This window comes from Mycobacterium sp. E342 (genome assembly GCF_001667665.1).
GTDB lineage: Bacteria > Actinomycetota > Actinomycetes > Mycobacteriales > Mycobacteriaceae > Mycobacterium.
The window spans coordinates 15,692-27,464 of sequence record NZ_LZJM01000266.1; the positions used below are offsets into that span (position 1 = coordinate 15,692).

At 70.2% G+C, this 11,773-nt stretch carries 9 protein-coding genes and 2 pseudogenes; 6 read left to right on the forward strand and 5 right to left on the reverse strand.

The annotated features are described in order from the left end of the window. Window positions 1–288: 288 nt before the first annotated feature. A pseudogene (locus A5692_RS20920) lies at window positions 289–1,083 on the reverse strand (mycofactocin-coupled SDR family oxidoreductase). Window positions 1,084–1,422: 339 nt separating this feature from the next. On the opposite strand from A5692_RS20920, the gene A5692_RS20925 reads away from it, so the two are divergent. Genes A5692_RS20925 through A5692_RS20935 form a run of 3 tightly spaced genes read left to right on the forward strand, consistent with a single transcriptional unit; the run spans window position 1,423 to window position 4,694 of the window. Then, complete coding sequence (locus tag A5692_RS20925; protein ID WP_067928040.1) at window positions 1,423–3,417, forward strand: SDR family oxidoreductase; 1,995 nt, start codon at window positions 1,423–1,425, stop codon at window positions 3,415–3,417. 49 nt (window positions 3,418–3,466) lie between these two features. Next, a complete protein-coding gene (locus A5692_RS20930; RefSeq protein ID WP_197509461.1) occupies window positions 3,467–3,889 on the forward strand; it encodes a VOC family protein in 423 nt (140 codons plus the stop codon). A 49-nt stretch (window positions 3,890–3,938) separates the two neighbouring features. Beyond that, entirely contained in the window at window positions 3,939–4,694 is a 756-nt protein-coding gene (locus A5692_RS20935) for a 2OG-Fe dioxygenase family protein (protein WP_068059264.1), read from the forward strand. Window positions 4,695–4,713: 19 nt separating this feature from the next. Here the strand turns inward: A5692_RS20935 and cmaA1 are convergent, their stop codons facing one another. Beyond that, window positions 4,714–5,601 carry a cyclopropane mycolic acid synthase CmaA1 gene (gene cmaA1 / locus A5692_RS20940; RefSeq protein WP_068059475.1) on the reverse strand — a complete coding sequence of 296 codons (888 nt, stop codon included), beginning with the start codon at window positions 5,599–5,601 and terminating at the stop codon, window positions 4,714–4,716. A 39-nt stretch (window positions 5,602–5,640) separates the two neighbouring features. On the opposite strand from cmaA1, the gene A5692_RS20945 reads away from it, so the two are divergent. The 3 genes and pseudogenes from A5692_RS20945 to A5692_RS28560 all read left to right on the forward strand — a co-directional run. Beyond that, the gene (locus A5692_RS20945; RefSeq protein ID WP_068059266.1) at window positions 5,641–6,690 is read left to right on the forward strand and encodes a nucleoside hydrolase; all 1,050 of its coding nucleotides are present in this window, start codon (window positions 5,641–5,643) and stop codon (window positions 6,688–6,690) included. Continuing rightward, the gene (locus tag A5692_RS20950; protein ID WP_068059268.1) at window positions 6,671–7,129 is read left to right on the forward strand and encodes a hypothetical protein; all 459 of its coding nucleotides are present in this window, start codon (window positions 6,671–6,673) and stop codon (window positions 7,127–7,129) included. Before A5692_RS20945 ends, A5692_RS20950 begins: the two co-directional genes overlap by 20 nt. 45 nt (window positions 7,130–7,174) lie before the next feature. Then, window positions 7,175–7,682: pseudogene (locus tag A5692_RS28560) on the forward strand (alpha-hydroxy-acid oxidizing protein); the annotation flags it as partial. On the opposite strand, the gene A5692_RS20955 reads toward A5692_RS28560, so the two are convergent. The 3 genes from A5692_RS20955 to guaA form a co-directional block, all read right to left on the reverse strand. Next, entirely contained in the window at window positions 7,681–9,225 is a 1,545-nt protein-coding gene (locus A5692_RS20955) for a DNA polymerase Y family protein (RefSeq protein ID WP_068059478.1), read from the reverse strand. The pseudogene A5692_RS28560 and the gene A5692_RS20955 sit on opposite strands and share 2 nt — an antisense overlap. Before the next feature lie 38 nt (window positions 9,226–9,263). After that, entirely contained in the window at window positions 9,264–9,953 is a 690-nt protein-coding gene (locus tag A5692_RS20960; RefSeq protein ID WP_068059270.1) for a hypothetical protein, read from the reverse strand. Between the two features lie 226 nt (window positions 9,954–10,179). Next, window positions 10,180–11,739 carry a glutamine-hydrolyzing GMP synthase gene (gene guaA, locus A5692_RS20965; protein ID WP_068059272.1) on the reverse strand — a complete coding sequence of 520 codons (1,560 nt, stop codon included), beginning with the start codon at window positions 11,737–11,739 and terminating at the stop codon, window positions 10,180–10,182. Window positions 11,740–11,773: the final 34 nt, after the last annotated feature.

The window sequence follows — 11,773 nt, forward strand, 5'->3', positions numbered from 1 at the left end:
GTGCCGGGCATGCCGATGGTGTGGATGCTTTGACGCTGCGCGAGATCGGCGACGACCTCAGGCGCTAGCGGATCAGCCGGGCCAGCGCCGCGCGGGGCGGACATCGCCCCATCAGAGGCCGCTACGCACCGCCACACCGTCGCGCGCAACACCGCCGGATCGGGGCCGAACACTCGCTTCGACAATCGATTTCGGGTCATCAAACCGCCATCACCAACACTGCCGATCTGGACACGACGGCATGATGAGACGGATCGTCCGTGTGCCAACATCATTGACGCCGCGACATCACCCGATGACGAAGCCAGCGTCGACGGGCATGGCAGCACCGGTGATGAAACGCCCCGACTCATCGCACAGATACACCATGGCCTCGCTGATGCCCATGGTTCCACAATGCCGACGGGGAGCAGATTCCGCATCGTGTCACCGAACTGGGGATGGCGTGGCCGCGTACTCGGCCTACTGTTCGTTGACGACCATGGGTGTATTGACAGCGCGTTTGCGTAATACCGCATGATGCCGACGGTGCCATGCCATGCTTGGCGGCGGCGTAGCCAGCACCACCATGGCTTATCGTGCTGAACCTGACACCCGCCACCTTCAGCCCGGCGGCCGAGCTCGTGATCACAACGGCTCCGCCATCACCTGACCCAGCATGGTAGGCAGCGCCGCTTCGATGGTCTGGTACACACCGGTGAGCATGACGTCGATGGCATCACGAAATGCCGAGAGTTGTTGTGCCGGTTCGCCGATACTGGGCATGATCCCGGCATTGGCCAAGACGAAGTCCAGCCGTCCCAATTCATCAACTCCCCGATCGACCAGTGCCGTCAAATGATCCCAATCGCGAACGTCGGCCTGTCCGGCCACGATCCGGCGCCCGGTCTTCTCGACCAGCCGGTAGTCTCGTCCAGATCCTCAGGGGTGGCCATCGGATAGACGACACTGGGCAGTTGCGCGCACACGTCAAGTGCGATGATGTCCGCGCCTTCTTCGGCGAAACGCACTGCGTGCGAACGCCCTTGCCCACGTGCCGCTCCCGTGATGAAGGCCACCTTTACCCTCGAAACGCTTGGTCATGTCCTCGCATCCCTTTTGTTGGGCCTGTAGATGGGTGGGGCCGACCGCCCGCATGCTTGTGCGCCGATGGACCCGGTCGGCCTGACAGACGCTGCGCTCTCTCACCCGTCACAAGCCTCAGAACCAGAACGAGTTGGCCGCGCGGTTGTTGTTCGAAGCGCCCGAGGGTAGACCTACCGGCATGGCAACTCCTGTCAGCGCCCGCCCGCAACAGGTTTACAGAGAACTCAATTTAGGATGAGATTAATGCCATCGCTCACCCCATTCATAGGGATAACCTGTGCGCTTGCGATCGCCACTGGGTTGACGGGGCCCCCGACCACCCGCCACGATGGCTCCATGCGGTATGTCGTTACCGGCGGTACCGGGTTTATTGGTCGCCGCGTCGTGGATCGTCTGCTGGAGACCAGGGCCGACGCGCAGGTGTGGGTGCTGGTGCGCCGGCAGTCGCTGGGCCGCTTCGAGCGGCTGGCGGCCGAATGGGGCGAGCGGGCCAAACCGCTGGTCGCCGGGCTACCGGAGCTGGACCTGACCGACCAGACCCTCGCCGAGCTGGGCCCGGTCGACCACGTCGTGCACTGCGCCGCCGTCTACGACATCACCGCCGGCGAGGCCGAGCAGAAGGCCGTCAACGTCGAAGGGACCCTCGCCGTCATCGAGCTGGCGCGGCGCCTGGGCGCGACGCTGCATCACGTGTCCTCGATCGCGGTGGCGGGCGACTTCCCCGGCGAGTACACCGAGGACGACTTCGACGTCGGCCAGCAGCTGCCGACCCCGTACCACCGGACCAAGTTCGAGGCCGAACAGCTGGTGCGCTCGACGCCCGGGCTGCGTTACCGGATCTACCGCCCGGCGGTGGTGGTGGGCGACTCGCGCACCGGCGAGATGGACAAGGTCGACGGGCCGTACTACTTCTTCGGCGTCTTGTCGGCGCTGGCCGGCCTGCCGAAGCTGACGCCCATCCTGCTGCCCGACACCGGCCGCACCAACATCGTGCCGGTCGATTACGTCGCCGACGCGCTCGTCGCGCTCATGCACACCGAGGGGCGCGACGGTCAGGCGTTCCACCTCACCGCGCCCAAAACCGTTGGCCTGCGCGGGATTTACCGCGGCGTCGCCAAGGCGGCCGGCCTGCCCCCGGCCCGCGGGTCGCTGCCCGGCTCGGTGGCCGCCCCGCTGCTGAAGGCGCGCGGGCGCGCCCGGGTGCTGCGCAACATGGCGGCCACCCAGCTGGGGATCCCGGCCGAGGTCTTCGACCTCGTCGACCTCAAGCCCACCTTCGTCAGCGACAAAACCCGGGAAGCCCTGGCGGGCACCGGGATCGAGGTTCCGGAGTTCGCCGGCTACGCGCCACAGCTGTGGCGGTACTGGGCCGAGCACCTCGACCCCGACCGCGCCCGCCGTAACGATCCGCTGCGCGGCCGGCACGTGATCATCACCGGCGCATCCAGCGGGATCGGCCGGGCGGCGGCGATCGCGGTCGCGGAGCGCGGCGCGACGGTCTTCGCGCTGGCCCGCAGCGCCGACGCGCTGGATCAACTGGTCGCCGAGATCCGCGCGGGCGGCGGCGACGCGCACGCGTTCACCTGCGACGTCACCGATTCCACCTCGGTCGAGCACACCATCAAGGACATCCTGGGCCGCTTCGACCACGTCGACTACCTGGTGAACAACGCCGGGCGGTCCATCCGCCGCTCGGTGGTCAACTCGACCGATCGGTTGCACGACTACGAACGGGTGATGGCGGTCAACTACTTCGGCGCGGTGCGGATGGTGCTGGCGCTGCTGCCGCACTGGCGCGAACGCCGTTTCGGCCACGTGGTCAACGTCTCCAGCGCCGGCGTGCAGGCCCGCAACCCGAAGTACAGCTCGTACCTGCCCACCAAGGCGGCGCTGGACGCGTTCGCCGACGTGGTCGGGTCCGAGACGCTGTCCGACCACGTCACGTTCACCAACATCCATATGCCGCTGGTTCGTACGCCGATGATCGCGCCGTCGCACCGGCTCAACCCGGTGCCCGCGATCAGCCCGGAGCACGCGGCCGCGATGGTGGTCCGCGGCCTGGTCGAGAAGCCCGCGCGCATCGACACCCCGCTGGGCACGCTCGCCGAAGTCGGCCACTACTTCGCGCCGCGGACGTCGCGGCGCATCCTGCACCAGCTCTACCTGGGATACCCCGACTCGGCCGCCGCACGCGGCCTGCCCACCGAACCGCCCGCGGCCACCCCGGCGCGGCGCAAGCCGAGGCGGCCGGTCCGCGCGGTCACCGGCGGCATCCGGACACCGCGGGGAGTCAAGCGGCTGGTGCGGTTGGTGCCCGGCGTGCATTGGTAGGCGGGACCGCGTTTGAGTCCCGCCCCCGGGCGCGGGGACAATGGTCGGCATGCACCTCGAGGTCCACGTCGTCCCCGTATCGGACGTTGACCGCGCGAGACAGTTCTACGACAGCCTGGGGTGGCGCTTTGACGGCGACACCACGCCAGGACATGGCGTCCGCGTCGTCCAGTTCACGCCGCCGGGCTCGTCCTGCTCGGTCACGTTCGGCGACGGAATCACCCCGTCGGCGCCCGGCTCGGCCCAGGCGGTGCTGACCGTCTCCGACATCGAAGCGGCCCACGACGACCTCCTCCGCCGCGGCGTCGGCGCGAGCGACATGTGGCACGGCGTGCCGTTCCCGGCCGAAGCACGGCTGCCCGGGCCCGATCCCGAGCACACCAGTTACCAGTCGTACTTCTCCTTCGCCGATCCCGACGGCAACACGTGGCTGGTCCAAGAGGTCACGACGCGGCTGCCCGGCCGAGACTGACACGGCAGCACAACGTTTCGGGCCCACCCGATTGCGGTATTCCGGCGCGATGACCCGGATTCTTTCCCAGACGCGGGCGGACGCCGACCCGGTGGCCGCGGCGACCCGGCTGGTCGCCACGACGGGCGCGGCGGTGATGAGCGCGTTCGACGTGACGCGCAGCCTGGACGCCGGCCGCGAGGAGTGGACCCGGTTCGCGCGGCACTGGCAGCAGCTGGGCCCCGACCCCTATGCCGCGGAGCTGGGTGTGCGGCGGCTGCGTCGGTACGGCCAGTACTCGTTTCGCGATCACGAGCTGCGCCCGATGCCCAGGACCACGTTCGCGCAGCCGGAGAACTCCAATCCCCTCTACATCGGCAGGGACCGCGACTTCGAGCCGCTGACCGACGCGTTCGCCCGGGACCCGTTGCTGCACAAGCTGATCGGGCTGTTAGCCCGGGCGGCGGCGGCCCTCGATGACGTGGCGGACTGGAACGTCAAGGTGCATCCGTTCCGCATCCGGTCGTCGACGGACCCCTCTGGAGTCGACGGCGCCCACCCCACGCCCGAGGGCATGCACCGCGACGGCGTCACCCTGGTCAGCTCGCTGCTGGTCGGGCGGCGCAACGCCATCGGCGGCGAGAGCACGGTGTGCGACCTGGGCGGGCGTCAGTTGCTGGCGACGACGCTGGCCGAGCCGGGCACGCTGATGCTGGGCGACGACCGGCGCACCCTGCACGGGGTCTCCCCGATCCGGCCGATCGACGGCTCGGGCCCCGCGCAGCGCGACGTCCTGGTCATCACCTTCGCCTCGGCGTGGCCGTAAGGGTCGGGTGCACTGGTAGTCACTTCTGCAGCGTGAACTGGTTGACGTCGATGTATCCGATGCGGAACGCGTCGGCGCAACCGGTCAGGTATTTCATGTACCGCTCGTAGACTTCCTCGGACTGCACCGCGATGGCCTCGTCCTTATGGGCCTGCAGCGCGGCGGCCCAGATGTCGAGGGTCTCCGCGTAGTGCGGTTGCAGCGACTGCACGCGGGTCACGGTGAACCCGTTGGCGGTGGCGCGCTCTTGCACCATCGGTATCGACGGCAGCCGCCCACCCGGGAAGATCTCGGTGACAATGAATTTGATGAATCGGGCGAAGGTGAACGAAAGCGGCATCCCACGCTCGGCCATCTCCATCGGGTGCAGCCCGGTGATGGTGTGCAGCAGCATGACCCCGTCGTCGGGCAACAGATCATGCGCCAGGGTGAAGAACGCGTCGTAGCGCTCGTGCCCGAAGTGCTCGAACGCGCCGATGCTGACGATCCGGTCGACCGGCTCGTCGAACTTCTCCCAGCCCTCAAGCAGGATCCGCGCCGAACGAGGGCTCTGCGACTTCGCGATCAGCCGCTCGACGTGATCGGCCTGGTTGCGGCTCAGGGTGAGGCCGACGACGTTGACGTCGTACTTTTCCATCGCGCGCATCATGGTCGCGCCCCAACCGCAGCCGACGTCGAGCAATGTCATGCCCGGTTGCAGCCCAAGTTTGCCGAGGGCGAGATCGATCTTGGCGATCTGCGCTTCTTCCAACGTCATGTCGTCGCGCTCGAAGTAGGCGCAGCTGTAGGTCTGGGTCGGGTCGAGGAACAGCCGGAAGAAGTCGTCCGACAAGTCGTAGTGCGCCTGCACATCGTCGAAGTGCGGCGTTAGGTCCGTCCCCTCGGGGGGCTCCGACGTCGGTGGCATCGTCACAGCCTAATCGCCGGTCTGGGTATCTTGGACACAATGAAGTCGCCCGTTTTCGTCGACGTCGACACCGGCGTCGACGATGCGCTGGCCCTGATGTACCTGTTCGCCAGCCCGGACGCGGACGTGGTCGGCATCGCCTCCACCGGGGGAAACGTTGCGGTGCAACAGGTTTGCGAGAACAACCTGGGCCTGCTGCAGCTGTGTGGCGTCACCGGCGTCCCGGTCTCCAAGGGCTCCGACGAGACCCTGACCGGTCCGATGCGCCTGCCGTCAAAGGTGCACGGCCCCAGGGGTTTGGGCTACGCCGACCTGCCGCCCACCGATGGGCGGCTCACGAGTCACGACTCGGCAACCGCCTGGGTGCGCGCCGCCCATGCCTTCCCCGGCGAGCTCGTTGGCGTGGCGACCGGCCCGCTGACCAATCTGGCGCTGGCGCTGCGCGCCGAACCGGCGCTGCCGACGCTGCTGCGCCGACTGGTCGTCATGGGCGGTTCCTACGACCACCGCGGCAACACCACCGCGGTGGCCGAATGGAACATCAGCGTGGACCCCGAGGCCGCGGCCGAGGTGCTGGCCGCCTGGGACCCCGAAGTCGTTGGGCAAGAGCGCCTTCCGGTGCTGTGCGGTCTGGACCTGACCCGCAAGGTGGCGATGACGCCGGACCACCTGGCCAGGCTGGCGGCCGCCGCCGAATCGAGCACGACGCCGATGAGCGCGGACGACGAGCACGGCACCCGCTCGACGGCGTCCAACCCGCTGATCCGGGTGATCGAGGACGCGATGCGGTTCTACCTGGAGGCCTATCACGAGATCGGCCACGGATACCAGGCGCATCTGCACGATCCGCTGGCCGCCGCCGTGGCGCTGGACCCGGGGCTCGTCGCCACCCGTCCCGCGACGGTGGACATCGAGCTGACGGGCACCCTGACCCGCGCCATGACGGTCACCGACTGGTCGGGCCGGCGGGAACCCAACGCGCTGATCGGCGTGGACGTGGACGCGGCGGCCTTCTTCGACCGGTTCATCGACCGGGTTGGGTCCTTCGCGCGCGGGCTATTCACATCGCATGAAGGTTCGGTTCATTGAAGTCCTGCGCGCCGGCTGGGGCGCCGTGCTGCTGACCGCCCCGTCCGAGGTGCTGGATCACATCCACGGGGTGGAAGTCGACCGCAAGGCGCTCGTCGTCACCCGCATCCTGGGCGCCCGCCATCTCGGCCAGGCGTTGCTCTCAGGCGTCAACCCCGGCCCGGAGGTGCTGGCGGCGGGCGTCTGGGTCGACGCGGTGCACTCGGCCACCGCGCTCGGCCTGGCCGCGGTCGACCGGCGCCGGGCACGCGGCGGGGTGACCGACGCCGCCGTCGCGGCGTCATGGGCCGGCCTGGGCTGGCACCACCTGCGCGCCGGCAAGGCCAGGACCGACGGCGTCCGCGGGCGCGACCGGTTGGCCCGCACGGTCGTGGGCGCGCTGCCCGGCGGCGCCGGGTTGATGGCCCGGGCGGAGGCGGTGCGCGCGGCGCGGCCCTAGGCGACGATTCGTTTGGCCCCCGGGGCGTCGGGTACTGCCACGGTCATGGCCTTCGCCGACTACCAAACCGAGCTGTACGACCAATCGCTGCACAATCAGCCGCAGTACCCGATCAGATTCGATGAGCTGGAGGAAAAGGCGTCGGCGGCGATGCCCCCCGAAAGTGCTGGGGTATGTCGCGGGCGGCGCCGGCGACGAGCACACCCAGCGCGCGAACTGCGAGGCCTTCAAGCGGTGGGGCCTGTATCCGCGCATGGGGATCGCCCCCGAGCAGCGCGACATGTCCATCGAGTTGTTCGGGATGAGGTATCCGTCTCCGATTTTCATGGCGCCCATTGGCGTCATCGGGGTGTGCGACCCGGACGGCCACGGGGACATCGCCTGCGCACGGGCCTCGGTCCGCACGGGCGTCCCCTTCTTCGTGGGGACACTGACGGCCGACCCGATGGAGGACCTCGCCGCCGAGCTGGGCGATACCCCGGCGTTCTTCCAGCTGTACACGCCACCGGACCGGAAGATGGCCACCAGCCTGGTGCACCGCGCGGAGGCGGCTACTCGTAGCTGCCCTCGAGGTACCAGCGCCGCTGGCGGTAGCACAACAGGAACGCCCGCTCGCCCTCCAGCAGTACCTGCGCGCGGGCGGTGCGACCACCCCCTTGACCGCCTGCAGGGCGGTCATCCCACCACCGCTCGTCGACCGGCCACGGCCCGGCCCACCAGTCCAACCGCTCGTCCCGACCGCGCACCGTCAGCCGCACCGGGTCGGCGGAGAACAGCCCCCGGTTGGTCACCCGCACCGGATTCCCTTGGGCGTCAAGCATTTCCACCGGATCATCGAGCAGCACCGCCGGTGACGGCTCGGGTAGCCGGCCGGGCCACGGCACCCCCGGGTCGGCCCGCGGGAGAAGTTCGTCGCCCAGCGGGGTCAACGTGATGCGTTCGGCCGGCCCCCGCCCGCCGGACAGCACCGGCACCCGCACCGCCTCCGGGCCAAGCAGACTCTGCACCCGCACCAGGGCCCGGCGGGCCCGCAACCGGTCCTCTTCACCCAAACCACCCCACAGCGGCAACTGCAGCGCCTCGGCCGACACCACCTCCACCGCCCGCAGCCGCAACCGCGTCACGGCCGCCGTCGGGCGCGGGTTGCGCGCGGTCCGGCTGCTCAACCAGCCGTCCAGTTGCCAGCGCACCCGGTCGGCGGTGGCGTCCTCGGTCAACGGCTCGGCGCACCGCCACACCCGGTCCAGTTCTTCGCCGTTGGCGGTGACGGCGTGGATGGCCAGCCTGGTGCAGCCCACCCCGGCGGCCATCAGCGTCCGATGCAGCGCGTCGGCCAGCGAGCGCCCGGCGAAGGCCGCGGCGTCGACCCGGTCGATCGGGGGGTCGCAGTCCAGCACGGCCTCCAGCTCCTCGGGCGGCTCCCGCCCGGACGGCCCCCGCTCGGGTTCGCCGCGGGCCATCCGGTGCGCGGTCACCCCGTCGGCGCCGAACCGGGACGCCACGTCGGTGGCCGGCAGCGCGGCGAATTGGCCGACGGTGCGAATCCCCAACCGCCACAACAGGTCCGTCAGATCTTCGCGCCCGGGACCGCACAGGCTGGGCTCGGTGGCGAGTTGGCGGATCGACAGCACCGACAGAAACTTCGCGTCACCGCCCGGCGGGACCACCCGGCCCGCCCGCGCGGCGAAGACCGCGGTGGACAGCCGGTCGGCGATCCCGACCTGGCACTCGGCGCCGGCTGCGGCCACCGCGTCGATCAGCCGCTCGGCGGCGGCGGCCTCGGAGCCGAAATAGCGGGCCGCCCCGCGCACCGGCAGCACCAGGAGCCCGGGTCGCAGCACCTCGGCGCGCGGCACCAGGTCGTCCACCGCCGCGATGACCGCTTCGAAGAAGCGGGCGTCACGGTCCGCGTCGGCGGCGCTGACGTGCAGCCGCGGGCACCGGGCCGCGGCCTCCCGGCGCCGCAGGGCCCGCCGCACCCCCGCCGCGCGGGCGGCCGCCGAGCAGGCGATCACCCGGTTGGCCAGCGTGACCGCCACCGGGGCCGTCGCGGGCAGACCGGCGGCGGCCGCCGCGGCGACCGCGGGCCAGTCCATGCACCAGATGGCCAACACCCGGGATGCCACTTCAGAATTCACCCGGCTCGCGCCCGGGCGGTCACCCGTCGTCCCGCACACACCCCGCTGACCTGCAGCCGCACCCGGCTGATCCGGCCGAATCCCGGGCGGCTTCCCGGGGTGATCTCGTAGCCGCAGACCCGGGCCTCCAGTCGCGTGGGCGCCCCCTGCCAGTCACCGTCGGTGACCAACACGGTGCATCCCCTGGCGCGGGCCCGCGCCACCACCGCCCGCGCCCGGGTATGCAGCACCCGGCGCCCGCCCAGGCCGAGGACCACCAGATCCATGCCGTCGACGAGCACCGCGGCCACCTCCACCGGATCGTTGCCGGGATCCGGTATCACGGCGAGGCGGCTGAGGTCCGCACCCATCTCCGCGGCGGCCAGCAGCCCGATGTCCGGCTGGCCGACGATTGCCGCGTTGCCGCCCGCCGCCGTCACCGCGGCCACCATGCCCAGCAGCAGCGACCTGGCACCCGAGAGCACCGCCACCGTCCCCCTGGGCAACGGCGCGGGAAGCGACTCCGCCAGCCACCCCGGCAGCGCCAGCTGGGCTTCCGACTCCGGCAGCAGGTCGTCGGCGGGGGCGGCGGGGCCGGATGCGGGCCCCGGCGCCTTGCCGGTGATCACGGCCATCCGCCGGCGCAGCGATTCCAGCTGCTCAGCACGTGTTTCCTGCCGGTGATCGGGCGCGAAAGCCGCAGTCATGTCAGCCTCCTAGCACCGCTCCCACAACGACTATTTTCGAAAGTATGTTCGACTGAGGGAGAGTAAACACCCGCCCTCCGACAACCGTCAAGAAACGGAAGGGACGCTTTATGCGATCGGTACGGATGGGGTGAATGAGGCGCAAAATGCGGCGAGATTGCCGCTATGGCCGCGGTCGGGGCTCACCCCACAACCGTGGCGGCAATCTCGCCGGCGGGCGCCGAACCTACTCCCACTCGATGGTGCCGGGGGGTTTGCTGGTGATGTCCAGCACCACGCGGTTGACCTCGGCCACCTCGTTGGTGATGCGGGTCGAGATCCGCTCCAGCACCTCGTAGGGCACCCGGGTCCAGTCGGCGGTCATCGCGTCCTCGCTGGACACCGGCCGCAGCACGATCGGGTGTCCGTAGGTGCGGTTGTCGCCCTGCACACCGACCGAGCGGACGTCGGCCAGCAGCACCACCGGACACTGCCAGATCAGCTTGTCCAAGCCGGCGGCGGTGAGTTCCTCGCGCGCGATCGAGTCGGCGCGACGCAGGGTCTCCAGCCGCGCCGCGGTGACCTCGCCGACGATCCTGATGCCCAGGCCGGGGCCCGGGAAGGGCTGGCGCGCAACGATTTCCTCCGGGAGGCCGAGCTCACGCCCGACCGCGCGCACCTCGTCCTTGAACAGCAGCCGCAGCGGCTCGACGAGCTTGAACTTCAAGTCGTCGGGCAGGCCGCCGACGTTGTGGTGGCTCTTGATGTTGGCGGTCCCGCTGCCCCCGCCGGATTCCACCACGTCCGGGTACAGCGTGCCCTGCACCAGGAACTCGACCTCAGACCCGGTGTCGCTCAGGATGTCTCGCACCGCGCCCTCGAACGCGCGGATGAACTGGCGGCCGATGATCTTGCGCTTGCCCTCGGGATTGGTCACCCCCGACAGCGCCCGCAGGAAGGTGTCCGCGGCGTCGACGGTGACCAGGTTGGCGCCGGTGGCCGCCACGAAGTCGCGCTGCACCTGATCACGCTCGCCGGCGCGCAGCAGCCCGTGGTCGACGAAGACACAGGTCAGCCTGTCGCCGATGGCGCGCTGCACCAGCGCGGCGGCGACGGCCGAGTCCACGCCGCCGGACAGCCCGCAGATCGCGTGGCCGTCCCCGATCTGTTCGCGCACCTGCTCGACGAGGGCGCTGGCGATGTTGGCCGGCGTCCACTGGGCGTCGAGGCCGGCGAAGTCGTGCAGGAATCGGCCGAGCACCTGCTGCCCGTGCGGGGTGTGCATGACCTCGGGGTGATACTGCACCCCGGCCAGGCGACGGGCCCGGTTCTCGAAGGCGGCCACCGTCGCACCCGAGGTGCCGGCGACCACGTCGAACCCGTCCGGCGCGACCGTTACCGCGTCACCGTGGCTCATCCACACCGGCTGGACGCTCGGCAGTCCCGAATGTAGTTCGCCGCCAAACACTTTCAGCTCGGTGCGGCCGTACTCACTGGTTCCGGTGTGGGCGACGGTCCCGCCCAGGGCCTGCGCCATGGCCTGGAACCCGTAACAGATGCCGAACACGGGCACACCGAGGTCGAACACCGCGGGATCGAGCTGCGGGGCGCCCGGTTCGTACACGCTGGACGGTCCCCCGGACAGCACCAGCGCCGCCGGCTCGCGGGCCTTGATCTCCTCGATCGAGGCGGTGTGCGGGATGACCTCGGAGTAGACCCGCGCCTCCCGGACGCGCCGGGCGATCAGCTGCGCATATTGGGCGCCGAAGTCGACCACCAACACGGGCCGGGGCGAGGGTGTTTCCACGGCAGCCAGCTTAGTGGCCGCCGTTGTCCGCCCC

What these genes read in the sequence shown, in the direction of transcription:
- A5692_RS20925 (WP_067928040.1), top strand. Translation starts at nt 1,423, where the DNA reads ATGCGGTATGTCGTTACCGGCGGTACCGGGTTTATTGGTCGCCGCGTC.
- A5692_RS20930 (WP_197509461.1), top strand. Translation starts at nt 3,467, where the DNA reads ATGCACCTCGAGGTCCACGTCGTCCCCGTATCGGACGTTGACCGCGCG.
- A5692_RS20935 (WP_068059264.1), top strand. Translation starts at nt 3,939, where the DNA reads ATGACCCGGATTCTTTCCCAGACGCGGGCGGACGCCGACCCGGTGGCC.
- cmaA1 (WP_068059475.1), bottom strand. Translation starts at nt 5,601, where the DNA reads ATGCCACCGACGTCGGAGCCCCCCGAGGGGACGGACCTAACGCCGCAC.
- A5692_RS20945 (WP_068059266.1), top strand. Translation starts at nt 5,641, where the DNA reads ATGAAGTCGCCCGTTTTCGTCGACGTCGACACCGGCGTCGACGATGCG.
- A5692_RS20950 (WP_068059268.1), top strand. Translation starts at nt 6,671, where the DNA reads ATGAAGGTTCGGTTCATTGAAGTCCTGCGCGCCGGCTGGGGCGCCGTG.
- A5692_RS20955 (WP_068059478.1), bottom strand. Translation starts at nt 9,225, where the DNA reads ATGGACTGGCCCGCGGTCGCCGCGGCGGCCGCCGCCGGTCTGCCCGCG.
- A5692_RS20960 (WP_068059270.1), bottom strand. Translation starts at nt 9,953, where the DNA reads ATGACTGCGGCTTTCGCGCCCGATCACCGGCAGGAAACACGTGCTGAG.